The following is a 25,191-nucleotide window of genomic DNA, read 5'->3' as shown; positions in this document are numbered from 1 at the left end:
CTTAAGAGGTGGATTCAAGTCTTCATTAATCTTATTGATTTCTCTTGTTTTTGTCAATCAAGAATGAATATACCATACAGTGCCAATCTACCATTTGTCAATAATTGTTTAATAAAAACATAAAAATATAAGGTTAATTTAAAATCTCTTCCAAGATATCTTCTGCATTTCTTACTAGTTTTGCTCCTTGCTGAATAAGATGATTCGTTCCCGATGCCCCCTCTACAAATATAGGTCCAGGAAGCGCAAACACCTCTCTATTTTGCTCTAACGCAAGGTCTGCAGTAATAAGTGTTCCACTTCTCGATTTCGCTTCTACAACTAAAACACCTTTACTTATACCACTAATAATCCGGTTCCTTTTTGGAAAATACCATTTTTTCGGTGCATAGTGCGGCGGATACTCTGTCAATAACAATATATATTCCTTCCACATTTCATATAAATGTCTATTTTCTTTCGGATACATAAAAGACAATCCATGCCCTAATATCGCAATAGTCGGGCAATGATGCCTTACTGTAATCTCATGAGACATTGTATCTATCCCTTTTGCAAACCCACTGACAATAAGCCACTCTCTTTCTAATAAAGGGTGTAAAATAAACTTCAAACTCTCATGACCATATAATGATGGTTCTCTCGTTCCAACAACTGCTAATTTATTTACTTTATTCAGGAAATCTTTCTCTCCTTTTCCATATAAAACGAAGGGAGGGTCTTGTATTTCACGTAATAATTGCGGATAATCTTCATCCCATATCGTTATATAAAAAATACGATTTCTCTCTAAATAAGATATATATTGCGGAAGATTTGAACTTTGAAGAAATTTTACTAGTTCTGAAGATTTTTTCGAGGATATTCCAGTGTAGTGTTCCATTTGTTTTTCGTTAAAATTATATATGTTCTTTAATTCTGGATCGACATATAGTAGCCTCTCCATCGCTTTCCAATAATCTGCTAGCAAGTAATGAAGATGTAATAATCTCTCTCTTTTCATCTTAATTCTCCTTACCCATAATTTTTATTATGTAAACAGAAAAAAGTGTAAAAAGACACCCTCAAGTAAGAAGGTGTCTTTCAACAGATTAATAGTTTTTACAAGTCTCAAATAAACCTTTTTCTTTTAAAACAGAGATTAGCGTTTCTCCCATAACTGCTGGAGTTTCAGCTACTTTAATGCCACAAGCTTCCATTGTTTTAATCTTTTCAGCAGCAGTTCCTTTACCGCCAGAAATGATTGCACCAGCATGGCCCATACGTTTGCCAGCAGGCGCTGTTTGACCACCAATGAAGCCTACAACAGGTTTTGTCATATTAGCTTTTACCCATTCAGCTGCCTCTTCTTCTGCTGTACCGCCGATTTCACCAATCATAATTACAGCATGTGTTTCTTCATCTTCATTAAATGCTTTTAACGCATCAATAAAGTCTGTACCGTTAACAGGGTCTCCGCCGATACCTACAGCAGTAGATTGGCCAATACCTTCTTGTGTTAACTGATGTACAGCTTCATAAGTTAATGTACCAGAGCGAGATACGATACCAACATGACCTTTTTTATGAATATATCCTGGCATAATACCAATCTTACATTCATCTGGTGTGATTACACCTGGGCAGTTTGGTCCAAGTAAACGTGTATGTTTACCCGCCATATATCTCTTTACGTTTACCATATCTAATACAGGAATCCCTTCAGTAATACATACTACTAAATCAATTTCTGCATCAACAGCTTCCATAATTGCATCTGCCGCAAAAGCGGGTGGAACGTATACAACTGAAGCGTTTGCGCCTGTTGCTTTCACTGCATCTTCTACTGTATCAAATACTGGTACACCTTCAATATCAGTGCCGCCCTTACCTGGTGTTACACCACCGACAATTTTCGTACCGTATTCAATCATTTGTTTTGTATGGAATAAACCTTGAGAACCTGTAATACCTTGAACAATAACTTTTGTATCTTTATTAACTAATACGCTCATTTTTCTCCCCCGCTTTCTATTAGCCCACTAGTGAAACAATTTTTTGTGCACCGTCTGCCATAGATTCTGCTGCAACAATATTTAAGCCAGACTCATTTAAAATTTTCTTACCTAGTTCTACGTTTGTACCTTCAAGACGTACAACTAAAGGTAACTCAAGACCTACTTGTTTCGTTGCTTCAATAACACCTTCTGCAATAACATCACACTTCATAATGCCACCAAAAATGTTAACGAAGATACCTTTTACATTTTTGTCAGAAAGGATAATTTTGAATGCTTCTGTAACTTTTTCTGCAGTTGCACCGCCACCAACATCTAAGAAGTTAGCTGGGTCACCGTGGTAATGTTTAATGATATCCATTGTAGCCATCGCTAAACCTGCACCATTAACCATACAACCGATATTTCCATCTAAAGGAATGTAGTTTAAGTCGTATTTTGAAGCTTCAATTTCTTTTGAATCCTCTTCATCAAGATCACGAAGCTCTAAAATGTCTTTATGGCGATATAACGCATTAGAATCAAAGTTTAATTTTGCATCTAATGCCATAACTTTACCTTCACCTGTTGTAACAAGTGGATTAATCTCAGCGATAGAGCAATCTTTTTCGATAAACGCACGATATAAGCCCATCATAAACTTCACAGCTTGTCCTACAAGCTCTTTTGGAATATTGATGTTAAATGCAATTCGGCGCGCTTGGAAACCTTGTAAGCCTACTGCTGGATCAATATATTCTTTAAAGATTTTTTCAGGTGTTTTTTCTGCTACTTCTTCAATTTCTGTTCCGCCTTCTTCAGACGCCATTAAAACAACTTGAGAAGTTGCACGATCTAAAACTAGACCTACATAATATTCTTTTTTAATATCGCAACCTTCTTCGATAAGTAAGCGTTTTACTTCCTTACCTTCAGGACCTGTTTGATGTGTCACAAGTGTAGTTCCTAAAATGCTTTCTGCATATGTACGAACTTCATCTAAATTTTTTGCAACTTTTACTCCGCCAGCTTTGCCGCGTCCACCAGCGTGAATTTGTGCTTTCACTACACATACATCTGTTCCTAATTCTTTCGCTGCTTCTACAGCTTCTTCTACTGTAAACGCAACCTTCCCGTTCGGAACGCTAACCCCATAGCTTCTAAGGACTGCCTTACCTTGGTACTCATGGATATTCATGGTCCCATCCTCCCCTGTTTTCCTGTTTTACTCGAAAAGTTTTTTAATGTTTAAAAAACATTACATTGCCATTGTATAAGATGATTGGCACGCTGTCTACAATAAAGTGTCAGAAAACTGAAATCGCTTTATTCTTTTTCAAAAATAGTAATGTTTATATCCCAAAATAAAAAAATAAGCTGTATATTTACAGCTTATTTTTGAATCATATCTTTAATTGGCGCGAATGACTTTCGGTGTTCATCTAATACTCCATGCACTTCAATTGCCTCTAAATGTTGCTTTGTGCCATAACCCATATGTTGCTCAAATCCATATTGAGGATACTTCTCTCCCAGTTCTTTCATCATACGATCTCTCGTTACTTTTGCGATAATGGATGCGGCTGAAATCGAAACACTTTTCGCATCACCTTTAATAATTGATGTTTGCGGAATTGGTGTAGGAAGCTTCATCGCATCAATTAATAAATGTTGGGGTGTACAAGATAAATTTGCAACTGCATCTAACATCGCTTGTTTCGTTGCTTGGTAAATATTAATGTCATCAATAACTTGCGGTGATACAATTCCTACTCCAATTGCAATTGCTTGTACTTTTATTTCATCATAAAAACGCTCACGTTTCGCTTCACTCAACTTTTTCGAGTCATTTAACCCTGGAATATAAAAATCCTCAGGAAGAACGACAGCTGCCGTCACAACAGGCCCAGCCAACGGACCGCGCCCTACTTCATCAATACCCGCGATATATGTGACCCCTTTTTCACGCAAAGCATTTTCATACTTGGACATTTCAAAAAACTTCTCTTTTTCTTTCTGTTCTAACTCTTTTTGTTTATACCACTTCAAAACGAGCTTTTGAACACCTTTTCGCTCATCTTTCATTAATAGTTGAAAGCGATCATCTTCTTCATTCATAATTTCTTTCAATACATTTTCCGCTTCTTTTATCGTCATAGTTTGCATTTATACAAGCTCCTTTTTAAACATATCCAAAAAGAAAAGACGCACAAACGCACGTCTTATACTTCTTCTATTTTTTCCACATCTTCCACTTGCTCTCCAAACTCTTCCGGTGTTTCAAACGTCATTTTTCCAAGTTTGCCACCACGAAGCTCACGAAGCACAAGCTCAGATGTCTTATCATAATCAATCATTCCGCCGCCCATTAAGCAACCTCTATTTTTTCCAATTGCATCGAATAATTCCACAATATCTTCTGGAATCTCATTTAAATTATAGCGTTCTTTCAAGCGTTCTGGATAATGTTTCTCCATAAAACGTAATGCGTAAACAGCTACATCTTGTAAATTTAAAATTGAATCTTTAATTGCACCCGTTGTCGCTAAACGAAGACCCACTAATTGATCTTCAAATTTAGGCCACAGAATACCTGGTGTATCTAACAATTCCATTTCCTTCCCAACTTTAATCCATTGTTGAGCTGTTGTCACACCTGGACGATCTCCTGTTTTAGCAATATTTTTCTTTGCCAATTTATTAATCAATGTAGATTTACCAACATTTGGTATACCTACAATTAATGCACGAATCGCTCTCGGTCTAATACCTTTTGCAACCATTTTATCAAATTTTTCTTTAACAAGCACTTTACAAGCTGCTGCAATTTCCTTCATACCTTGTCCAGCTTGCGCGTTAATCGAAATTGCCATATGGCCGTTTTCTTTAAAATATGCGATCCATTGTTTTGTTAAACGATCATCCGCCATATCCGCTTTATTTAAAACAACAAGCCTTGGCTTATGTGTAATGATTTCATCAATCATTGGGTTTCGAGATGATAATGGTAATCGAGCATCTACAAGTTCAATTACAACATCAATTAATTTTAATTTCTCCGTTACTTGGCGTCTAGCCTTCGCCATATGCCCTGGAAACCATTGAATTACCATGTTGCCACCTTCTTTTTCATTTATTTCACAATACGTGCGTCTTCTAACGGCCAATATAACATATTAGCTTTACCAATTACTTGATCCATTGAAATCGTACCGATTGAACGGCTATCTTTACTAAAACGACGATTATCACCTAAAACAAATAATTGATCTTTTGGAACGGTTTTCTTGCCTGTCATTTCTTCAAGATTAAAATCATATGTAAGCGGTCCGTCAGCAATTTGCTTTTTCTGCTTGTCTAAATACGGCTCCTCATAAGCTTTTCCGTTAACATACAGTTTATCATTACGATACTCTATTTCATCGCCTGGCAGGCCTATAATGCGCTTAATGTAATCTTTATCTTCTGTTGCTCGAAATACGATAATATCAAAGCGTTTTGGATCTCCAATGTGATAACCAATTTTATTCACAATCATTCGATCACGATCATGTAAAGTAGGCGCCATCGATACCCCGTCTACGAGAATTGGCGCAAAGAAAAACTGTCTAATAACACCAGCTAATACAACAGCAATCAAAATTGCTTTAATCCATTCCCAAAGTGAACTCTTCTCTTTTTTCATGCATTTCCCCTCCACGGTTATGTAAACTGCTCGTATTATACCAAAATTTCATATAGATTGGAAAAAGGGAGCTTGTGCATTTACAAGCTCCCATACATGTCTTATCGAATTTCTTTAATACGTGCTTTTTTACCGCGAAGGTTACGTAAGTAGTATAACTTAGCACGACGTACTTTACCACGGCGAAGTACTTCGATTTTCGCGATTCTTGGCGTGTGAACTGGGAATGTACGCTCAACACCTACACCGTAAGAAATCTTACGAACTGTGAATGTTTCACTGATTCCGCCACCACGACGTTTAATTACAACACCTTCGAAAAGCTGAATTCTTTCACGAGTTCCCTCAACAACTTTTACGTGTACACGTAAAGTGTCACCAGGACGGAATGAAGGAAGGTCAGTTTTTAATTGGCCTTTTGTAATTTCTGCGATTAATTGTTGCATATTAAATTCTCTCCTTTAAACAGATGCTCTTATAAAGTCTTAATAAATTACAGCGGAACATCGTTAATACGGCTACTGATTTCAGTAGCACAAATGTTATAATAGCATATTACTAGGCCTGTTGCAATAGCAAATATATGAAGTTATTACTGCTCTCGCTTTATTTCCTCAAGCCATTTTTTCTCTTGTTTAGATAACTCTCTCTCATCTAATAAATCAGGTCTACGCGTATACGTTCGGCGCAAAGATTCCTTATGTCGCCATTCATCAATATTTTTATGATTCCCTGACATTAATACATCCGGTACCTTCATACCACGAAAATCAGCCGGACGTGTATAATGAGGATGCTCTAATAAACCTGTACTAAACGAATCCTCTACTTGTGAAGCATGATTTCCTAACACACCTGGCAAGAGACGTACCACACTATCAGTAATAACCATAGAGGCTAATTCGCCGCCCGTTAATACATAGTCACCAATAGAAATCTCATCCGTTACGAGATGCTCACGAATTCGTTCGTCATATCCTTCATAATGCCCACATACGAAGATTAAATGTTCTTCCCCTGCAAGCTCTTCCGCTTTCTTCTGCGTAAACCTTTCGCCCTGCGGACACATTAAGACAACTCTCGGCTTACGCTCTGTTTCTTTCGTCAAATCTTCTACAGCATCAAAAATAGGCTGAGGAGTAAGCACCATACCAGCTCCTCCGCCGTAAGGATAATCGTCTACGCTATTATGCTTACTTGTTGTATAATCACGAAAGTTAACAACACGAAGGTTTACCGCTTCTTTTTCTTGCGCCTTCTTTAATATAGAAGATCCAAATACACCGGTAAACATGTCTGGGAACAACGTTAAAATATCAATTTTCATTATAGCAGCCCTTCCATTACATGAATGGTTACTAATTTATTTTCAATATTAACTTGAAGTACAACGTCATCGATATAAGGAATTAAGAGATCTTGACCCTTCGGGCGTTTAATTACCCAAACATCATTTGCACCAGGAGATAGAATCTCTTTGATTGTCCCTAGCGCTTCTCCTTCTTCCGTTACAACACTGCAACCAATAATTTCATGATAGTAGTATTCACCTTCAGCAAGTTCACCTAACTGCTCTTCTGGTACTTTTATTAAAGAACCTTTAAACTTCTCTACTTCATCTACATTGTTATATCCTTCAAATGTTAATAAATCGAATGTCTTATGTTGGCGATGAGAAGTTACCTTCACCGGAAGGTAGTCTGTGCCTTTCTCATTCGATATGTATAACGTGTTTCCTACTTTATATCGCTCTTCTGGAAAATCAGTACGAGAAATAACACGGATTTCTCCTCTTACGCCATGAGTATTTACAATTTTCCCTACGTTAAACCATTTTGTCATAAATAGTATGTCACCCCTGGTTTCTATATAAATTAAGCATCTCCATTTCACAGATGGAACATGCACTCTCTATTTAAATGTTAAAAAAGGGAGAGGAATAACTCCTCGCCCTTTTTTACGTTTATTGAATTTCCAGTGTTACTTTTTCATCATTATGATGTCCCACTGAATACAAGAGCATTCGAATCGCTTTCGCAACTCTCCCTTGCTTTCCAATGACTTTTCCAACATCCTCAGGATGTACAGTTAATCGATACTTTATCTCTCCGTTGCAAAGTTCCTGTGTAACTTTTACATCTTCAGGATAATCGACAAGAGGCTTGACAATCGTCTCGACTAACTTCTTCATAGTCATTGCCTCAATTACTTACCTTGTTTAGATAAGTGGAATTTCTCCATGATACCTTGGTTAGAGAATAAGTTACGAACTGTATCAGATGGTTTAGCACCATTTCCTAACCATTTTAATGCTGCTTCTTCGTTGATCTTAACTTCAGCTGGTTGAGCAACTGGATTGTAAGTTCCGATTTCCTCAATGAAACGTCCGTCACGAGGAGAACGAGAATCTGCAACAACTACACGATAGAAAGGAGTTTTTTTAGCTCCCATACGTTTTAAACGAATTTTAACTGCCATTTATAAAGCACCTCCGAATTTATTTCACACAGATAATTATATTAGCAAAAAGACTATTGCTTTGTAAAGTATTTTTTCTTAACAGAGCCATCTTTTTTTCCTTACATGAATGGAAACTTCAATCCACCTAGTCCTTTTTTCTTACCTTTTTGCATTCCCGTCATCGTCTTCATCATTTTTTTCATGTCATCGAATTGTTTAATTAGACGATTGATTTCTTGTACAGTTGTACCGCTACCTTTGGCAATGCGCTTTTTGCGACTAGCATTGATTATTTCCGGTTGTTCTCGTTCTAATTTAGTCATAGAACGAATAATTGCCTCAATATGCCCAATTTGTTTTTCATCAACTTGCGCGTTTTTCAGCCCTTTAATTTTATTTGCACCAGGAAGCATTCCTAACAATTCATCAAGCGGCCCAAGTTGACGCACTTGTCCAAGTTGTTCTAGGAAATCGTCAAGCGTAAACGAAAGCGTACGCATTTTTTGCTCAAGTTCTTTTGCTTTCTCTTCATCAACTGTAGCTTGCGCTTTTTCAATCAATGTTAAGACATCGCCCATCCCTAAAATACGGGATGCCATACGCTCTGGATGGAACGCTTCAATTGCATCTAGTTTTTCACCCATACCAGCAAATTTAATCGGCGTGTTTGTTACAGCCTTAATAGATAATGCAGCACCACCGCGCGTATCACCATCTAATTTCGTTAATACAACACCTGTTAAACCTAACTGTTCATGGAAACTTTGCGCAACATTTACCGCGTCTTGTCCCGTCATCGCATCGACAACAAGGAAAATTTCATCCGGTTTAGCAACTTCTTTAACTTTCGCTAATTCATCCATTAGTTCTTCATCAATATGCAGGCGACCCGCTGTATCGATTAAAACATAATCGTGATGATCTTCTTTTGCTTTTGCAATCGCTTGTTTCGCAATTTCAACAGGACTTACTTGATCTCCTAAAGAGAATACAGGCATGTCCAATTGCTTCCCTAATGTTTCAAGCTGTTTAATCGCTGCTGGACGGTAAATATCCGCTGCAACAAGCATCGGTTTACGGTTATGCTTTTTACGAAGCAAATTCGCAAGCTTACCTGTCGTCGTTGTTTTACCCGCACCTTGCAGACCAACCATCATAATAACAGTCGGTGGCTTATTAGCAACAGCAATTTTGCTTTGCTCTCCGCCCATAAGTTCTGTAAGTTCTTCCTGTACAACTTTAATTACTTGTTGTCCAGGTGTCAAACTTTTCATTACATCTTGTCCGACAGCACGTTCAGACACACGCTTCACAAAATCTTTTACTACTTTAAAGTTAACATCTGCTTCTAAAAGAGCTAGACGAACTTCTCTCATCATTTCTTTCACATCGGCTTCAGAAACTTTTCCTTTGCCGCGGATTTTTTGCATTGTCTGTTGAAGTCGGTCGGCTAATCCTTCAAATGCCATATTGCCGCCCTCCTAATCTAATTTTTCGATAGCTTCAACAACTTGTTTCATTTCTTCATTTACATGCTCTTCTTCGCTGATTAGCTGTTTTAGCTTTGCAACAAGTCGCTGTCGCTCTTGAAACTTTTGAAGTAATACTAATTTTTCTTCATATTCTTCAAGCATCGCTTCAGTCCGTTTAATGTTATCATACACGGCTTGGCGACTTACATCAAATTCTTCCGCAATTTCACCAAGAGATAAATCATCTAGATAATAAAGCGACATATAACTTCTTTGTTTTTGCGTTAACAACGATTGATAAAAATCAAATAAATAGTTCATTCTCGTTGTTTTTTCGAGCATGTTGGATCATCCTTTGTTAAGTGATTTCCCTTTACATGAATTAGTTTACATGTAGTCCAAAAGAGTGTCAAGTTTTTTTCTTAACATCATATATTTTTTATAGAAAAAGAAGCGGAAATACCGCTCCTTTCACTTATGCTTCTTCTGTTTCTACTAAGTTCGCAAATAAACCATACACATATTGTTCTGGATCAAACTGTTGCAAGTCATCCATTTGCTCTCCTAATCCAACAAACTTCACTGGTACATCCATTTCGTTACGAATCGCTAATACAATACCACCTTTAGCAGTTCCATCTAACTTCGTTAAAACAATACCAGTTACATTCGTTGCTTCACGGAATGTTTTCGCTTGGCTTAAACCGTTTTGTCCTGTTGTTGCATCAATAACAAGTAATACTTCATGAGGAGCACCTGGTACTTCACGCTCAATTACACGCTTCACCTTCTCTAATTCTTTCATTAAATTTACTTTATTTTGCAAGCGTCCTGCTGTGTCACATAGTAATACATCTACCTTACGTGCTTTCGCAGCTTGTACAGCGTCATACATAACCGCCGCTGGATCAGATCCAGATCCTTGTTTAATCACTTCTACACCAACGCGATCGCCCCATACTTCTAATTGTTCAATCGCTCCAGCACGGAATGTGTCTCCTGCCGCTAATAGGACTGACTTACCTTCTGATTTAAACTTATGCGCCAGTTTACCAATTGTCGTCGTTTTTCCTACACCATTAACACCAACAAATAAAACAACCGTTAATTGGTCCTCTTGCATATTAATTTCGTTACTAAAATCGCTGTCGCCTTTGTAAATTCCTACTAGTTTTTCTGAAATAACAGCTTGTACTTCTTTTGGATCTTGAATGTTACGACGTTGTACTTCTTCTTTCAATTGGTCAATTAATTCCATTACCGTCGCAACGCCAACGTCTGCACCGATTAAGATCTCTTCTAACTCTTCGAAAAAATCTTCGTCCACTTTACGGTAACGATAAACTAAATCATTCACTTTATCCGCAAATGAATTTCTCGTTTTTTCTAATCCTTGTTTAAATTTCTCTGTAACTGTATCCGTTTGTTTTGAAATTTTTTCTTTTAGTTTTTTAAAAAAACTCATACTTTCCCATCCTTCCTATTCACTTGCAATAAGTTCTTCTCCGGCGTCTAAACGAACCGAAACAAGTTTAGATACCCCTGATTCTTGCATTGTTACACCGTACAACACATCAGACTCTTCCATTGTACCTTTTCTATGTGTAATTACAATAAACTGCGTCTCATTACTGAATTTCTTTAAATACTGTGCAAAACGAGCTACATTCGCCTCATCAAGGGCTGCCTCTACCTCATCTAGTACACAGAATGGTACTGGGCGTACTTTTAAAATACCAAATAAAAGCGCAATTGCTGTTAAAGCACGCTCTCCACCTGAAAGTAAACCTAAGTTCTGCAGTTTCTTCCCTGGCGGTTGTGCTACAATATCAATACCCGTATTTAGTAAATCCTCTGGATTAGTCATTACTAAATCCGCTCTACCGCCTCCAAATAATTCAGAGAATACCGATTGAAACTCCATTCTAATGCCTTCAAACGTAGTAGAAAAGCGTTTTTTCATTTCTTCATCCATTTCGGTAATAAGCTGGTGCAATGTCGCTTTCGCTTCTTCTAGGTCGTCTCTCTGCTCTAGTAAGAATGTATGACGCTCCGCTACACGTTCATATTCATCAATTGCCCCTAGGTTCACTGTACCTAACTCTTCTATAGATAATTTGATTAACTTTACTTTCTTACGCGCATCTTCTGCAGGCATTGTCATTGTATATTTTAGTTTTGCCGCTTCAAATGAAATCGTATATGTTTCACGTAAATGTTGTAATCTATTTTCCAACTCTACATCAAGTCGATTTATTCTCACTTCTTGATCTTTCAACATTTCAAGAATATATTTATGTTTACCTGTCGTTTCTTTCAAATTGTGCTCTAAATGTTCTACCCTCTCTTGCAACGATACACGTTGTTCACGACGAGAGCGAATTAATTCTGAAGTTTGATTACGATCATATGCTTTCTTCTCAATCATATTCGTAATTTGCTCTTCACCACTTGAATTAGATGTCATTTCTTGTTTTAAGAACGCTAAATCCTCTTTCGTTTTTACAAGTGTCGCATCCGTTTCTTCTTTTTCCTTCGTCAATCGTTCAACTTTTTCTTTTTGATTAAATAAGCGTTGTTGCTTTTCAGCTACCAGCACTTTTAACTCCGTCATTTCTTTTTGAACTTTTTCTTTCGAAGAATGTTGCTCACTTTTTTGTTTTGTTAAAGCTACAATTTTACTATCTAACTTAGTGATATCAGCTTGAAGATTCGTTAAAATCCCTTCTAACTCCTCTTTACGCCCTTGCATTTTTACTCGATCTTGTAAAAACCCTTCAATCTCTAAATCATAAATAGACAATCGATCATTAATACGATGTTCTTCTAATTCTAGACGATTAATCTCTTCTCTTAATTTCTGCTCATCTACACGATCTACTTCTACAGTTTGCCTTAGTTCGCGTATTTTCACTTCTTTTTCTTGAATCTCTTGTTTTACTGCTTTAACAAAGTTTTCTAACTTCATTGTTTTTTCTTCCATATCAGTTAACTTGCGAGTCCACTCTTCCAGTTCACGTTGGCGTCCTAATAAAGAAGATTTCGCTTGCTTTACCGCCCCACCAGTCATAGAACCGCCAGGATTCACTACATCACCTTCGATTGTTACAATGCGATAACGGTATTGCAGTTGTTTCGCCAACTCATTTGCTCCGCGTAAATCTTTCCCAACAATAACCGTACCTAATAAATTTGAAACTACATTTTCATATTTATTGTTGTACTGCACAAGTTCTGCCGCCACACCTACAAAAGATGGGTGTTGATTTGCAATGCGTAATTGCTCAAATGATAAAGACCTGCTTTTAATAACAGCTTGCGGTAAAAACGTTGCACGTCCATGTTTATTTTGCTTTAAAAATGCTATCGCATTACGAGCATGCTCCTCTGTTTGTACAACAATATGCTGCATCGCTGCACCTAGAGCAATTTCCATTGCAACTTCGTATTCTTTCGGTACCGTTAACAGTTCCGCAACAGCACCCTCGATACCTTGCAACCTATTTTCTCTAGCTTTCAATACTTCACGTACACCTTGATAGAATCCAGAATAATCTTCTTGCATCTCTTCAAGCATTTCTTTTCGAGAACGTGCCTGTTGCACAAATTGATATGCTTGATACAGTTTTGTTTCATTTTCACTATACTGCGTCTTACATTTCCCAAGCGCCGCCTCTGTCTTCTGTATGTTTGAGAGAATGCCAGCTACTTTTTCTTTCGCTTGTTCGTAACTTTCTACAAGTTTCGTCTTTTTCGCTGTAATTTCCATACGCATTTCTACATATTTCGCATTCTCTTCATCTAGACGCTCGTTTTTAGACGTTTGCTGTTTAGATTGTTCTTCAATCATAGATAATTCATTACGATGACTAGCTTGTTGATTTAAAAGCTCAATATAGTCACCTTTTAAATTCTCAATCTGTTCCTCTAAATTGTCAGCAAAAGTAGCAAGCAGTTGCTCATTATCATGCAATTTTTGCTCCAACTCTTTTACTTCATTCACAAATTGCATTAAAGCTTCTGTACTTGACTCAATCTCACCATCGTAACTTTTAGCTTTCTCTGTTAATTCAACAATTAACTGCTCAAGTTGCGCACAATGCGTCGTAGCATTTTGCTTTCTCTCTTTTAACAACTCGCGCTGCCCTTCAAGTTTTTCTAGCTCTTTACTAGAAAGAAGAAGTACTTCTTGCAACGAGTCTACAGACTCATCTACCGCTTGTAATTGTCCTCGTAATTCCTCAAGCTCTTCTTCACTTTTTTGTAAATTCGTTGACATTTTAGCTTCTTCGTTTTTATTATGCCCAAACTGATTTCGAAGCGCTTCCCATTTCTCGTGCAATTCTTCAATTTCATGGACAATAAGCGCAGCTTCTACTTTCTCTAATTCTTCTTTATTCTCAAGATAATCTTTCGCAATAGAAGCTTGTCTTTCTAAAGGTTCTACTTGACTACTTAATTCATGAATTATATCTTGTACACGATTTAAGTTTTCTTGTGTTTCTGCTAATTTCCCTTCAGCTTTCTTTTTGCGAAGTTTGTATTTTAGTACGCCTGCCGCTTCTTCAAATACACCTCGACGCTCTTCTGACTTACTACTTAAAATCTCTTCCACTTTCCCCTGGCTAATAATTGAAAAAGCTTCTCTTCCCATACCAGAGTCCATAAATAAATCGATAATATCTTTCAATCTACATGATTGTTTATTAATATAAAAATCACTATCACCTGAACGAGATACACGACGTGTTACACACACCTCATTGTATTCAATTGGTAAACGTTGATCTTCATTATTTAAAGTTAATGTTACTTCAGCAACATTAACCGCTCTCCTCGTATCACTGCCTGCAAAAATAATATCCTCCATCTTTGCACCACGTAATGATTTTGCAGATTGTTCACCAAGTACCCAGCGAATTGCATCAGTAATATTACTTTTCCCGCTTCCATTAGGTCCTACTACAGAAGTTACACCTGGGACAAAATCAACAGATACACGCTCAGCAAAAGACTTAAACCCTGCTATTTCTAATCTTTTTAAAAACACGAAAGGCCTTCCTCCTATTCTCCGTCGTTATAAATGTTCTCTATACAAAAACAAGTATTATACGGATTTACCTTCTTTTTCATTATAAACAAAAAGAAAGTTTCATTCTATGCACAAGGAATCCCCCTCATTCAAAGGGGGATTCCTTATAGTTGTTCTTTTAATTTTTTCAATGCTTCTGCAGCAGCTTGTTGCTCTGCTTCTTTTTTCGACTTACCACTACCAAGACCTAAAGCTACGTTATTTAACGTAACACGTGACACAAATTCTCGATTGTGAGCTGGTCCTTTTTCTTGCAAAATTTGATACTCAACATTGCCACTGCCATCACGCTGAATCAATTCTTGCAACTGACTCTTATAATCCATCACATGAGAAAAAGCACCCTCATTAATTTTCGGATATACAATTTCTTTTAAGAATTCCCAAACTGTTTCTAGCCCTTGATCAAGATAAAGGGCACCAATAAACGCTTCAAAGACATCCGCTAATAAAGCTGGTCGTTCACGTCCACCTGTCATTTCTTCACCTTTTCCTAATAAAACAAGGCTACCAAATGACAATTCGTTCGCAAAACGAACAAGAGATGGCTCACATACAATAGCTGCACGTAGTTTTGTTAACTCTCCTTCGCTCATTGTCGGATATTTTTGAAACAGATACTGCGATACAGTCAGTTCCAATACTGCATCTCCAAGAAATTCAAGACGCTCATTATCTTCATGCGGTTTTTTTCGATGCTCATTCACATACGATGAATGCGTAAATGCTTGAATCAATAATTTTTCATCTGTAAACGTAATACCTATCTTTTCTTGAAACACTTTAAATGCTTCACGATATTTTGTTTCGTATTTTTTTTCTCTATATTTTCGGTACGGCATAGGTCCCTCCAGATATAAGCCAGAAAGCCCCGCTAAAAAACGGGACTTCACTTAAGCATTATAGATGACTCTCTATGTAAGTCACAGCATCGCCAACAGTAGCAATCTTTTCAGCATCTTCATCAGAAATTTCCATTTCGAATTCATCTTCTAATTGCATTACAAGTTCTACTACATCTAGGGAGTCTGCTCCTAAATCTTCCTTGAAGCTTGCAGCTGGTACTACCTCAGTCTCTTCTACTCCTAAACGATCAACGATGATTTTTGTTACGCGCTCTAAAACATCTGCCATTCCATTCACCTCCCCTCAAATATTATATTAAATATTGACCAAAAAAACTAGGTGAAATCGATTCTTTTATTACATTACCATACCGCCATCAACATTTAACGTTTGACCTGTAACATATTTGCTTTGATCAGAAGCAAAAAACGTTACAGCATTCGCGATATCTTTCGCTTCACCAAATTGAGCAGCTGGAATAACTTTTAACATTTCGGCTTTAATATTCTCATCTAGTACATCCGTCATATCAGTCGCAATAAAGCCCGGCGCAATTGCATTCACTGTAATATTTCGACTTGCTAACTCTTTTGCAGATGTTTTTGTTAATCCAATAACACCCGCTTTAGCAGCAACATAGTTAGCTTGTCCTGGGTTTCCTATAACACCAACAACCGAAGCGATGTTTATAATTCTACCGTGACGTTGACGCATCATATAACGAGATACTGCTTTTGTACATAAGAATACACCTTTTAAGTTTGTATTAATAACTGTATCCCATTCTTCTTCTTTCATACGCATTAATAAATTATCTTTCGTTACACCAGCATTATTTACAAGAATATCAACTTGTCCAAATGTATCTACTGTTTGTTTCACCATATTTGTAACATCATCAGCATTTGCAACATCTGCTCTTACCGCAATTGCATCAGAACCTAATTTTTTAATTTCATCTACTACTTCATTTGCTTTTTGTTCATTACCAGCATAATTTACTACTACATTTGCCCCTTGTTTCGCTAAATCAATCGCAATCGCGCGACCAATTCCACGTGAAGCGCCAGTTACTAATGCTACCTTCCCTTTTAACATCAGTTTTCTCCTCTCAAATTTGAAATGGTATCTTTTAATGTCTCTTCATCGTATATCGCATATGCTTTTACTGATGAATCAATTGACTTCATAAGTCCAGCAAGTACTTTTCCAGGTCCAATTTCAATAAATGTATCTACTCCCTGGTTCACCATATATTCAATAGACGGGTACCATAATACAGGCGAATAAAGCTGTTCGATTAACTTTTCTTGAATGTCTGCACCACGTGTAATAACTTCCGCCGTAACATTTGCAATAACAGGAATATTCGTGTCATGAATTGTAATTTCATTTAAAACACTTTGGAACTTCTCAGCTGCCGGCTTCATAAGTGAAGAATGGAATGGCCCACTTACTTTTAGTGGAATCGCTCTCTTTGCACCATTTTCTTTCGCTCTTTGAGAAGCAACCTCTACGCCTTGCTTCGTTCCAGAAATCACAATTTGCTTCGTACTATTCATATTAGCGATTTGCACTGCATATCCTTCACTTGTTACTTCTTCTGTAACTTGTTTCAGCATATGTGGGTCAGCACCTAATATAGCTGCCATTGCGCCTTCCCCGCCCGGAACAGCTTCTTCCATATATTCCCCGCGTTTCCTTACAGCATATACAGCATCTTCAAAAGTTAATGCACCAGCTGCTACAAGAGCACTATATTCACCTAAACTATGACCAGCGACAAAGTCAGGTGTAATGTCATACTCTTTCAAAGCTGTCAAAATAGCAAAACTCGTTGTTAATAATGCAGGCTGCGCATTTGTTGTTAATGTAAGCTTTTCCTGCGGTCCTTCAAAAATCACTTCTGAAAGTGAATCTTCCAACACCTCATCTGCTTTTGCAAACACTTTTGCAACCTCTTTATTATTCTCTGCTAATTGTTTACCCATTCCAACTGCCTGTGAACCTTGGCCCGGAAAAAGAAATGCTATTTTTCCCATTTCAAATCCTCCTCTTATTGGAGTGACTCTTTCTCCATTACGCTTGAAATCGTAGGAATTACTTCTTTCGCTACCATTTCTCTCGTTTGACGAATCGCACTAAATATCGACTGGTCATTAGAAGAACCGTGAGCCTTAATGACAGGTGCTTTCAATCCAAATAATGCAGCTCCTCCATACTCCGAATAATCCATTTTATCTTTTAATACCATAAGTTTTGGCTTTAATACCGCCGCTGCTAATTTGCTCGTAAATGAACTCATTAACTGTTCTTTCAACATAGAGAATAGCGCAAGTGCTGTTCCCTCTAATGATTTCAACGCTACATTCCCTGTAAAACCATCACATACAACAACATCTGCTACACCTTGCAATAAATCTCTTGATTCAACGTTCCCCACGAAATTAATTGGCGCATCTTTAAGCATTGCAAATACTTGCTTTGAAAGCTCGTTTCCTTTTCCATCCTCTGTTCCAACGTTTAATAGTCCAACGCGAGGATTTTCAATTCCTCTTACCTTCTCAGCATAAACAGATCCCATTACTGCATATTGATATAAATGAATTGGTTTTGCATCAACATTTGCTCCAACATCTAACATAACAAAACCTTTTCCATCTACAGTTGGCATTGTAGGCGATAAAGCTGGTCGCTCAATTCCTTCCATACGACCGACTACAAATAATCCAGCTGCCATTAAAGCTCCTGTACTACCTGCGGATATACAAGCGTCTGCTTCTCCATCCTTTACTTGTTGTGCCGCAAGCACCATTGAAGCTTGTTTTTTTCGACGAACCGCTCTTACTGGTTCCTCCGTTGATTCTATTTTTTCGTCTGTATGAAGAATAGTAATTCGTTCATCACTCGTTAAGTATTGACGAATTTCCTCTTCTTTCCCTACTAACGTAATATGTAAATCAGAATATTCCTTAATAGCTTTCATTGCCCCTAATACTACAGCCTTTGGAGCGTAATCTCCGCCCATTGCATCTATTGCGATTTTCATAAGTTGTTACCTTCCTCACTATAATTACTAGATCGATACATTTCAAAAGTGCCTGTAAAAACAAGTTCTTCTCCAACGAAGCTACGCACTTTGACAACCGTCCGTCCTTTATCATTCTCTACATCTTCAACGCGCGCTTTTGCAACAACACGCTCTCCTAATTTTACAGGGCGAATGTATCGAATGGTAGACTTTGCAGTTAAAGCTAATTCTTCATCAATAACCGCAACAGCTAGTGAGTTTGCTTGCGCAAACAGATGATGCCCACGAGCGATTTGATTTCTTTTAAATACATGTTCTATCTTTACTTCAAAGATAGAGATTGCATGTCTATCTAATTCAATATCAATAATTTCTCCAACAACCTCTTCTAACGGTAAAGATTTCACATCTTCTTCATGTTGCTTTGTAGCTACATGTTTAATTCTCTCTCTTAATTCAGGAATAGACAATTCCATACGATCAAGTCGTACCGTTTGTATACTCACTTGAAATTTTTCCGCTAAATCTTCATCCGTAATAAAAGGATTTGATTCGATTGTTTGTTGTAATAACTCTTGTCTTTCTTTTTTACTTCTTCTTTTTTTCATACCGCACCATCCATTTTTATGACTAGGTACTAACAGTAGTATATAATCATTAAAAGTAGAATGCAACAAAAACTTTTGTTGACTCCCTTTAATCGAGCTTCTCTCCTTGGAACACACCTGTCCCATCAAGATACGTACGCAAGGCAGCATACTGATCATTGTGCCAAAACGCTTCTGAATCTACTAGTATCGCCGCATCTTGCCTTGCCGTTTCTAACGCTCGATAATCATGTACCATGTCAGCAACCTTAAATTCTGGTAAGCCACTTTGCTTACTCCCAAAGAAATCTCCAGGACCTCGTAATTCTAAATCTTTTTCTGACAATACAAATCCATCATTTGTTTCAGTCATTATGCGCATTCTTTCTTTCCCTGTTTCTGATTTAGGGTCTGCTATTAATAAACAATATGATTGTTCACTACCACGGCCGACACGCCCTCTAAGCTGATGAAGCTGCGATAAACCGAAACGTTCTGCATCATAAATAACCATTACAGTCGCATTCGGTACGTTCACACCTACTTCAACAACTGTTGTCGATACAAGAATTTGTACTTTATTTTCACTAAACTGTCCCATTATCTCTTCTTTTTCCTGAGACGATAATCTCCCATGCATCAATCCAACTTGGCATTTCCCTTGGTAATGATGCGTCAGCATACTATGTAAGTCGATAGCATTTTGCACATCAAGTTTCTCAGATTCTTCAATTAGAGGACAAATAACGTATGCCTGTCTTCCTTTTTTTATCTCCTTTTCAACGAAACCGAGAACGCGATCTAACATATCATGTTTTGCCCAGTATGTTTCAATCACCTTTCTACCTGCTGGCATCTCATCGATTATCGAAACATCCATCTCTCCAAATGCAGTAATTGCAAGCGTACGCGGAATTGGTGTCGCTGTCATAAATAATACATCTGGACTTTCACCTTTCTCCCGTAAAACTCGGCGCTGCGCTACACCAAATCGATGCTGTTCATCTGTAATAACGAGACCCAACCTATGAAATATAACTTCATCTTGAATTAAGGCATGCGTTCCAACAAGAATATCTATTTCTCCTTGTTCTAACTTCGCTAAAATTTCTCGACGTCTCGCTCCTTTAACAGAACTTGTTAACAGTTCCACCTTCATACCAAAATGCGAAAACGTTTCAGCAAGCGACTGATAATGTTGCTCAGCTAAAATTTCTGTAGGAACCATTAAAGCACCTTGATAATGAGCTAATTTCGATGCATAAAGACCAATCGCAGCAACAACTGTTTTCCCAGAACCAACGTCACCTTGCAATAGTCGGTTCATCCGATAAGGAGATGTCATATCTTTCAAAATTTCATCTACAACTCGGCGCTGCGCACCCGTTAATGGAAACGGCAGTGCATCGATAAATTCTTGTAATTCTGCTGACGGAATCTCTTTCTTCGTCCCTTTTGAATTTTCCCTCTCCATTTTCCGGAGCGTTTGCATTTTCAGCTGAAATAAGAAAAATTCTTCATATACAAAACGGCGACGCGCTTGCTTCAAATCTTCCTGTCCTACCGGAAAATGCAATGCCCTGAGCGCTTCATATCTTGGTAATAATTTATATCGCCCTAACAAACCATCCGGTAACACTTCGACTATAGAATCTCCATATTCCTTTAACGCTTGAGCAATAAAACGACGCATCTGTTTTACTGTAAGTTTCCCCTTTACTGAATAAACAGGTTCCACTTCTTGTTGACGTACAACCGGTCCAAAATGAAGTTCTGATACAGCAATTGTTTGACGATGTTGATCCCATTTACCAGTAATCGTTATCGTTTCATCTAACTTTAATTTTTGCTTATAGTAAGGCCTATTAAAACATACCGCCGTAATTAAATAACGACCGACGAGAACACGAACTGTTAAACGCGATTTCTTCTTACCATAATATTGCAGCAAAGGAGCACTATGAACCTTCCCTTCAACTGTTACACGTTCATCATGCTTTACTTCAGCAAGATCTTTCATCGCATAATCTTCATAACGGTACGGAAAATGTTCTAATAGATGAGAAACTGTATAAATACCCATCTCATGTAGTAACTCAGATGTTTCTCCTCCGATCCCCTTTACATCCGTAACAGGAACTTGTACAGCATCATTCAAGATTCTCACACCCCGTCACATTATTTTCTTTATTGCATTTTATTTGAGTACCAATTAGCATCTGTAATCGCTCTCTTTCACCTTATATATTCTATCATAGGCATTCTAAGAGAAACTACTCAAATCCCTTATATAAAACAAGTAAAAAAGAGCCTCACTATTAGCAGCAAGGCTCTTTTCTCTCTTCAATATGCTAGCCTTTTGAATAAAAACTAGTAATAAACTTCATATTACTACTTCTTATCCATTAGCAAGTAAGTAATCCATTTATTTTCAAAACGAATCTTATCTTATTCTACAGAGAAGATGAAAGAATACACTGGTTGGTTTCCAGCATGTACTTCTACTTCTGCATCTTCAAATTTCTCTTCTACAAATTCAACTAACTCCGCTACTTCTTCATCAGTTGCATCTTCCCCTTGTAGAATCGTTACGATTTCAGAATCTTCATCAATAAGCGCTTCTAGTAATTGCTTCGCAGCTCCTACCTTTTCAGCATTTGTAGATACAATTTTCCCATCTGCAATACACATGAAATCATCTTTTTGAATTGCTACACCATCAATTTCCGTATCACGTACAGCATACGTAATTTGACCTGTTTTCACATGAGATAAAGCTTCTTGCATGTTTTCTTCATTCTCTTCTAACGTTCCAACTGGGTTAAATGCTAACATTGCTGCCATACCTTGAGGAACTGTTTTTGAACGAACAACAATAACTTCTTGATCTACAACTGATGCCGCTTGTTCTGCTGCCATTACAATATTTCCGTTATTCGGTAAAATAATGATTTTTTCAGCATTTGCTTCTTCAATTGCCTTCACGATATCCTCCGTACTTGGATTCATCGTTTGACCACCTTCGATAACTTTCGTTGCGCCGATGCTCTCAAATAAAGTTTTAATACCAGAACCCATAGCTACAGTTACGATACCATATGGTTGTTTTTCTTTCGATTGAGCTGGTTGCTCAGGAACCATAGTAGGTTCATCTAACAAAGCAGTATGCTGTTCACGCATATTTTCTACTTTAATCTTAATTAAACTACCGTATTTTTGCCCGTAGTTCATAGCGTCTCCAGGATGTTCTGCATGGATATGAACTTTTACAATTTCATCATCAGACACAACTAGTAGAGAATCACCATATACACTAATATCTTCACGGAATTTTTGTTCAGAGAAATTATGCTCTTTCACCTTTTCAGCCTCTAATTTCACCATGAACTCCGTACAATATCCATACTTAATATCTTCTGTACTCAATTGGCTTTGTACACTACGGTGATGTTCTGCGCGTACCATTTCATTCATAGATGGTTGCGTCGGTGCATCAGAAGAAATCGTTTCTCCTTTTAAGTCAGCTAAAAACCCTTCGTATACCACTACAAGACCTTTACCACCGCTATCTACAACGCCAACTTGTTTTAATACAGGTAATAAATCTGGCGTACGATTTAACGATGCGTTTGCTTCTTTCACAACGTCTTCCATAAACAAAACAAAGTCGCGCTGTTTTTTCGCAACTGTTACTGCATATTTACCCGTTTCTCTTGCAACCGTTAAAATCGTTCCTTCAATCGGTTTCATAACCGCTTTATAAGCCGCCTCTACTCCAGCTTCTAGTGCTGCAGCAAAATCAACTGTTGTTAATTCTTCTTTTTGTTCAATGGATTTAGAGAAACCACGGAACAACTGAGATAAAATAACTCCAGAGTTACCACGAGCTCCCATTAATAATCCTTTGGCTAAACTTACGCCGACTTTACCAGCATGCTGTGAAGGATTTGCTTTCACTTCACGCGCACCTGAAGTCATAGATAAGTTCATGTTTGTACCGGTATCGCCATCTGGAACTGGAAATACGTTTAATGCATCAACAAGCTGAACATTATTTGTTAAATTATTCGCTCCTTGCATGATCATTTGTGATAAACGTTTTCCATCAATTTTTTGAATTGACACAGATTTTCCTCCTTAATGCACATTACAAGTTTATTACTTTAACTCCTTGTACGTAGATGTTTACAGAATCTACTGCTAGTCCTACAGTTTGATCTAATGTATATTTCACTTTCGTCTGCACATTATGTGCCACTTCTGAAATTTTCGTACCATAGCTCACAATAATATACATATCAATATGTACTTCATCTTCATCTTTACGAACAATAACACCTCTAGTGAAGTTTTCTTTTCGTAAAATGTCTGTTAATCCATCTTTTAACTGATTTTTTGATGCCATACCTACGATACCGTAGCAATCTACCGCGGCACCTCCAGCAATTGTTGCAATTACATCTGTACTAATATCAATTTGACCGTACTTCGTTTTAATTTCAATTGACATCTCGTTTCCCCCTTCATAAATGGTGAAAGTGAGCTAGACTACTTTAGTTACTATCATATAATCTTTTTAAAGAAAATTCCATCGTTCTTTCTTTTCACTCTCATATTTTATGTTTTAAATTACACTTTTTTATGATGAGCAAAATAGTCCATTGTTATTATACAACATGTACCACTATAATATGTCAAGCAATTTTTATGGATTTCAACTTTTCTTCATTGACATATAGTGTCAAGTAAATTTTCTTGATTTCTTTTTTCTACGGTGTTGCATTCTCTTTTTAGTTGTGTTAAATTATAGTAGTGTTTTTAGCATCGCATAAAAGACTAACATTGAAAAATTACGTATGGTAAGGTATCAAGGGAGGGAAATATAAATGGCTCGTGTTTGTGCTATTACTGGAAGAAAAGCTCGTTCTGGTAACTCTCGTTCTCACGCAATGAACGCTACAAAACGTAAGTGGGGCGCTAACCTTCAAAAAGTTCGCGTACGCATCGACGGAAAAGTTCAACGTGTTTACGTTTCTGCTAGAGCATTAAAATCTGGCAAAATCGAACGTGTTTAATAATAAAAAAAAGAGCCGATAGGCTCTTTTTTTACTATAACAATGGAAAAAGCACCGGTGATAGGTGCTTTTTTTAATCTTTTTTGAAGGTATTTAACATTGCACGAACAATTCCACCAAGAAATTTAGGTAACTTAATTGTATAAAATCTCATGGTTTCCCTCCTAATCCCCATTACTCCACTTGGTCACTATATGATGTAAGGAGCAAAATTGTTTCTTCAATCAGTGCTTCTTATCAACATTAATATGCCAGAAGTAAATGAAAAAGTACCTTTTTCCTCAACGAGTTCGTTACTAATACAAAGTGTTGATCCCCACTCTATTGTTTTATTAGTAAGCGGGTACTTAAAACCAAACAATGTAATCCCTTCCACTATTTCAGTAACTGGTACAAAAGATACATAAGGAAAATTTTTATTTTCTTCAATTATATGTGTACCCACTTTTTTAACTGTTATTTCATTTTTATTGTCCACAATACACATTTCTATCTCTACTTCTAACCCTTTTAAAAGCATCTGTATATTTGCCAAACCGTGATCAAGCCTTCCACCGGTAGCACCAAAAATACGAATTAGTGCCGGCTTCTGTCCTAATGCCCAGTTAATTGCAATTTCTAAATCCGTTTGATCTTTTTCTCGCGGAACAATATGTAATTCGTTCGTTTGCTGTCCCATCCATACTAATTCTTCTTCGGTAACTGAATCGTAATCTCCAAACGCAACAGCCGGTGTAATCCCTTTCTTTAATAGACGGTATACTCCCCTATCAACCGCTGCCCACACTACTTCCTCATCCTCATATCGAGCAAAATCTGCACAATATTCCGAAGGTCCTCCTGCCAAAATATGAATAATCATTTTTTCTTCCCCTTCCATTGTAAAAAGGCAATCTGCCATTCGGTAGATTGCCTTTTTACATATTTTTACGCTATCCTATGAATACCTTACTAGGATAAAGTTCAT

27 protein-coding genes are annotated in these 25,191 nt (G+C 37.3%); 1 reads left to right on the top strand and 26 read right to left on the bottom strand.

What is annotated here, in order from left to right; genetic code table 11:
- Positions 1-133: 133 nt before the first annotated feature.
- The 24 genes from dprA to MR136_RS04500 form a co-directional block, all read right to left on the bottom strand.
- The gene (gene dprA / locus MR136_RS04615; RefSeq protein ID WP_017672866.1) at positions 134-1,003 is read right to left on the bottom strand and encodes a DNA-processing protein DprA; all 870 of its coding nucleotides are present in this window, start codon (positions 1,001-1,003) and stop codon (positions 134-136) included.
- Positions 1,004-1,091: 88 nt separating this feature from the next.
- A complete protein-coding gene (gene sucD, locus MR136_RS04610; protein ID WP_000115178.1) occupies positions 1,092-1,994 on the bottom strand; it encodes a succinate--CoA ligase subunit alpha in 903 nt (300 codons plus the stop codon).
- 19 nt (positions 1,995-2,013) lie between these two features.
- On the bottom strand, positions 2,014-3,174 hold the full coding sequence (gene sucC, locus MR136_RS04605; RefSeq protein WP_001020791.1) for an ADP-forming succinate--CoA ligase subunit beta: 1,161 nt from the start codon (positions 3,172-3,174) through the stop codon (positions 2,014-2,016).
- A 194-nt stretch (positions 3,175-3,368) separates the two neighbouring features.
- A complete protein-coding gene (locus tag MR136_RS04600) occupies positions 3,369-4,142 on the bottom strand; it encodes a ribonuclease HII (protein ID WP_061457655.1) in 774 nt (257 codons plus the stop codon).
- Between the two features lie 56 nt (positions 4,143-4,198).
- Positions 4,199-5,089 carry a ribosome biogenesis GTPase YlqF gene (gene ylqF / locus MR136_RS04595; RefSeq protein WP_017672865.1) on the bottom strand — a complete coding sequence of 297 codons (891 nt, stop codon included), beginning with the start codon at positions 5,087-5,089 and terminating at the stop codon, positions 4,199-4,201.
- Positions 5,090-5,109: 20 nt separating this feature from the next.
- Positions 5,110-5,661 (bottom strand): signal peptidase I, encoded by a 552-nt coding sequence (lepB, locus tag MR136_RS04590; protein WP_000711853.1) that lies wholly within the window; start codon positions 5,659-5,661, stop codon positions 5,110-5,112.
- A gap of 101 nt (positions 5,662-5,762) precedes the next feature.
- Positions 5,763-6,107, bottom strand: coding sequence for a 50S ribosomal protein L19 (gene rplS, locus MR136_RS04585; protein ID WP_001186516.1), 345 nt, complete (start codon positions 6,105-6,107; stop codon positions 5,763-5,765).
- A 146-nt stretch (positions 6,108-6,253) separates the two neighbouring features.
- Positions 6,254-6,988 (bottom strand): tRNA (guanosine(37)-N1)-methyltransferase TrmD, encoded by a 735-nt coding sequence (trmD, locus tag MR136_RS04580; protein WP_000686903.1) that lies wholly within the window; start codon positions 6,986-6,988, stop codon positions 6,254-6,256.
- Positions 6,988-7,503, bottom strand: coding sequence for a ribosome maturation factor RimM (rimM, locus tag MR136_RS04575; RefSeq protein WP_000170278.1), 516 nt, complete (start codon positions 7,501-7,503; stop codon positions 6,988-6,990). Before rimM ends, trmD begins: the two co-directional genes overlap by 1 nt.
- A 121-nt stretch (positions 7,504-7,624) precedes the next feature.
- A complete protein-coding gene (locus MR136_RS04570) occupies positions 7,625-7,852 on the bottom strand; it encodes a KH domain-containing protein (RefSeq protein ID WP_000737401.1) in 228 nt (75 codons plus the stop codon).
- Between the two features lie 14 nt (positions 7,853-7,866).
- Entirely contained in the window at positions 7,867-8,139 is a 273-nt protein-coding gene (rpsP, locus tag MR136_RS04565; RefSeq protein ID WP_000268750.1) for a 30S ribosomal protein S16, read from the bottom strand.
- Between the two features lie 101 nt (positions 8,140-8,240).
- On the bottom strand, positions 8,241-9,590 hold the full coding sequence (gene ffh / locus MR136_RS04560) for a signal recognition particle protein (protein WP_000863460.1): 1,350 nt from the start codon (positions 9,588-9,590) through the stop codon (positions 8,241-8,243).
- Between the two features lie 12 nt (positions 9,591-9,602).
- A complete protein-coding gene (locus MR136_RS04555) occupies positions 9,603-9,935 on the bottom strand; it encodes a putative DNA-binding protein (protein ID WP_000891062.1) in 333 nt (110 codons plus the stop codon).
- A gap of 133 nt (positions 9,936-10,068) precedes the next feature.
- A complete protein-coding gene (ftsY, locus tag MR136_RS04550; RefSeq protein WP_017672864.1) occupies positions 10,069-11,058 on the bottom strand; it encodes a signal recognition particle-docking protein FtsY in 990 nt (329 codons plus the stop codon).
- A gap of 15 nt (positions 11,059-11,073) precedes the next feature.
- Positions 11,074-14,643, bottom strand: a complete 3,570-nt coding sequence (gene smc, locus MR136_RS04545) for a chromosome segregation protein SMC (RefSeq protein ID WP_242259263.1) — start codon at positions 14,641-14,643, stop codon at positions 11,074-11,076.
- A 146-nt stretch (positions 14,644-14,789) separates the two neighbouring features.
- Positions 14,790-15,527 carry a ribonuclease III gene (gene rncS, locus MR136_RS04540; protein ID WP_001146875.1) on the bottom strand — a complete coding sequence of 246 codons (738 nt, stop codon included), beginning with the start codon at positions 15,525-15,527 and terminating at the stop codon, positions 14,790-14,792.
- A 58-nt stretch (positions 15,528-15,585) separates the two neighbouring features.
- Positions 15,586-15,819, bottom strand: a complete 234-nt coding sequence (gene acpP, locus MR136_RS04535; protein ID WP_000786062.1) for an acyl carrier protein — start codon at positions 15,817-15,819, stop codon at positions 15,586-15,588.
- 69 nt (positions 15,820-15,888) lie between these two features.
- Positions 15,889-16,629: a 3-oxoacyl-[acyl-carrier-protein] reductase gene (gene fabG / locus MR136_RS04530; protein ID WP_000911773.1), complete on the bottom strand. Its 741-nt coding sequence runs from the start codon at positions 16,627-16,629 to the stop codon at positions 15,889-15,891.
- A complete protein-coding gene (gene fabD, locus MR136_RS04525) occupies positions 16,629-17,573 on the bottom strand; it encodes an ACP S-malonyltransferase (protein WP_000515899.1) in 945 nt (314 codons plus the stop codon). Before fabD ends, fabG begins: the two co-directional genes overlap by 1 nt.
- A 14-nt stretch (positions 17,574-17,587) precedes the next feature.
- A complete protein-coding gene (gene plsX / locus MR136_RS04520; protein WP_000684115.1) occupies positions 17,588-18,580 on the bottom strand; it encodes a phosphate acyltransferase PlsX in 993 nt (330 codons plus the stop codon).
- Positions 18,577-19,170, bottom strand: a complete 594-nt coding sequence (gene fapR / locus MR136_RS04515) for a transcription factor FapR (RefSeq protein WP_000747348.1) — start codon at positions 19,168-19,170, stop codon at positions 18,577-18,579. The genes plsX and fapR overlap by 4 nt, the downstream gene beginning before the upstream one ends.
- Positions 19,171-19,258: 88 nt before the next feature.
- Positions 19,259-21,307 carry an ATP-dependent DNA helicase RecG gene (gene recG / locus MR136_RS04510; RefSeq protein WP_242259262.1) on the bottom strand — a complete coding sequence of 683 codons (2,049 nt, stop codon included), beginning with the start codon at positions 21,305-21,307 and terminating at the stop codon, positions 19,259-19,261.
- A 290-nt stretch (positions 21,308-21,597) separates the two neighbouring features.
- On the bottom strand, positions 21,598-23,274 hold the full coding sequence (locus MR136_RS04505) for a DAK2 domain-containing protein (RefSeq protein WP_000027129.1): 1,677 nt from the start codon (positions 23,272-23,274) through the stop codon (positions 21,598-21,600).
- Positions 23,275-23,296: 22 nt separating this feature from the next.
- The gene (locus MR136_RS04500; RefSeq protein ID WP_000021109.1) at positions 23,297-23,659 is read right to left on the bottom strand and encodes an Asp23/Gls24 family envelope stress response protein; all 363 of its coding nucleotides are present in this window, start codon (positions 23,657-23,659) and stop codon (positions 23,297-23,299) included.
- Between the two features lie 376 nt (positions 23,660-24,035).
- Between MR136_RS04500 and rpmB the strand changes: the two genes are divergently transcribed.
- On the top strand, positions 24,036-24,224 hold the full coding sequence (gene rpmB, locus MR136_RS04495; protein WP_000124776.1) for a 50S ribosomal protein L28: 189 nt from the start codon (positions 24,036-24,038) through the stop codon (positions 24,222-24,224).
- Between the two features lie 73 nt (positions 24,225-24,297).
- Here rpmB and spoVM read toward each other — a convergent pair whose 3' ends face one another.
- Positions 24,298-24,378, bottom strand: a complete 81-nt coding sequence (spoVM, locus tag MR136_RS04490) for a stage V sporulation protein SpoVM (RefSeq protein ID WP_001213599.1) — start codon at positions 24,376-24,378, stop codon at positions 24,298-24,300.
- A 66-nt stretch (positions 24,379-24,444) separates the two neighbouring features.
- Positions 24,445-25,125: a thiamine diphosphokinase gene (locus MR136_RS04485; protein ID WP_002026234.1), complete on the bottom strand. Its 681-nt coding sequence runs from the start codon at positions 25,123-25,125 to the stop codon at positions 24,445-24,447.
- Between the last annotated feature and the right edge of the window lie 66 nt (positions 25,126-25,191).

This window comes from Bacillus cereus group sp. BfR-BA-01311, assembly GCF_022664295.1.
Classification (GTDB): Bacteria; Bacillota; Bacilli; order Bacillales; family Bacillaceae_G; genus Bacillus_A; species Bacillus_A cereus.
The sequence above is the reverse complement of the archived record's forward strand: the minus strand, read 5'-3'. Positions and strand labels throughout refer to the sequence as shown.

Bases quoted from the DNA above. Each gene is read 5' to 3' on its own strand.
- MR136_RS04600 (WP_061457655.1), bottom strand. From the start codon at position 4,142: ATGCAAACTATGACGATAAAAGAAGCGGAAAATGTATTGAAAGAAATT.
- trmD (WP_000686903.1), bottom strand. From the start codon at position 6,988: ATGAAAATTGATATTTTAACGTTGTTCCCAGACATGTTTACCGGTGTA.
- ffh (WP_000863460.1), bottom strand. From the start codon at position 9,590: ATGGCATTTGAAGGATTAGCCGACCGACTTCAACAGACAATGCAAAAA.
- rimM (WP_000170278.1), bottom strand. From the start codon at position 7,503: ATGACAAAATGGTTTAACGTAGGGAAAATTGTAAATACTCATGGCGTA.
- acpP (WP_000786062.1), bottom strand. From the start codon at position 15,819: ATGGCAGATGTTTTAGAGCGCGTAACAAAAATCATCGTTGATCGTTTA.
- sucD (WP_000115178.1), bottom strand. From the start codon at position 1,994: ATGAGCGTATTAGTTAATAAAGATACAAAAGTTATTGTTCAAGGTATT.
- ylqF (WP_017672865.1), bottom strand. From the start codon at position 5,089: ATGGTAATTCAATGGTTTCCAGGGCATATGGCGAAGGCTAGACGCCAA.
- rpsP (WP_000268750.1), bottom strand. From the start codon at position 8,139: ATGGCAGTTAAAATTCGTTTAAAACGTATGGGAGCTAAAAAAACTCCT.
- spoVM (WP_001213599.1), bottom strand. From the start codon at position 24,378: ATGAGATTTTATACAATTAAGTTACCTAAATTTCTTGGTGGAATTGTT.
- MR136_RS04500 (WP_000021109.1), bottom strand. From the start codon at position 23,659: ATGTCAATTGAAATTAAAACGAAGTACGGTCAAATTGATATTAGTACA.
- rpmB (WP_000124776.1), top strand. From the start codon at position 24,036: ATGGCTCGTGTTTGTGCTATTACTGGAAGAAAAGCTCGTTCTGGTAAC.
- fabG (WP_000911773.1), bottom strand. From the start codon at position 16,629: ATGTTAAAAGGGAAGGTAGCATTAGTAACTGGCGCTTCACGTGGAATT.
- fapR (WP_000747348.1), bottom strand. From the start codon at position 19,170: ATGAAAAAAAGAAGAAGTAAAAAAGAAAGACAAGAGTTATTACAACAA.
- dprA (WP_017672866.1), bottom strand. From the start codon at position 1,003: ATGAAAAGAGAGAGATTATTACATCTTCATTACTTGCTAGCAGATTAT.
- plsX (WP_000684115.1), bottom strand. From the start codon at position 18,580: ATGAAAATCGCAATAGATGCAATGGGCGGAGATTACGCTCCAAAGGCT.
- rplS (WP_001186516.1), bottom strand. From the start codon at position 6,107: ATGCAACAATTAATCGCAGAAATTACAAAAGGCCAATTAAAAACTGAC.
- lepB (WP_000711853.1), bottom strand. From the start codon at position 5,661: ATGAAAAAAGAGAAGAGTTCACTTTGGGAATGGATTAAAGCAATTTTG.
- sucC (WP_001020791.1), bottom strand. From the start codon at position 3,174: ATGAATATCCATGAGTACCAAGGTAAGGCAGTCCTTAGAAGCTATGGG.
- fabD (WP_000515899.1), bottom strand. From the start codon at position 17,573: ATGGGAAAAATAGCATTTCTTTTTCCGGGCCAAGGTTCACAGGCAGTT.
- rncS (WP_001146875.1), bottom strand. From the start codon at position 15,527: ATGCCGTACCGAAAATATAGAGAAAAAAAATACGAAACAAAATATCGT.
- ftsY (WP_017672864.1), bottom strand. From the start codon at position 11,058: ATGAGTTTTTTTAAAAAACTAAAAGAAAAAATTTCAAAACAAACGGAT.
- MR136_RS04570 (WP_000737401.1), bottom strand. From the start codon at position 7,852: ATGAAGAAGTTAGTCGAGACGATTGTCAAGCCTCTTGTCGATTATCCT.
- MR136_RS04555 (WP_000891062.1), bottom strand. From the start codon at position 9,935: ATGCTCGAAAAAACAACGAGAATGAACTATTTATTTGATTTTTATCAA.
- MR136_RS04485 (WP_002026234.1), bottom strand. From the start codon at position 25,125: ATGGCAGATTGCCTTTTTACAATGGAAGGGGAAGAAAAAATGATTATT.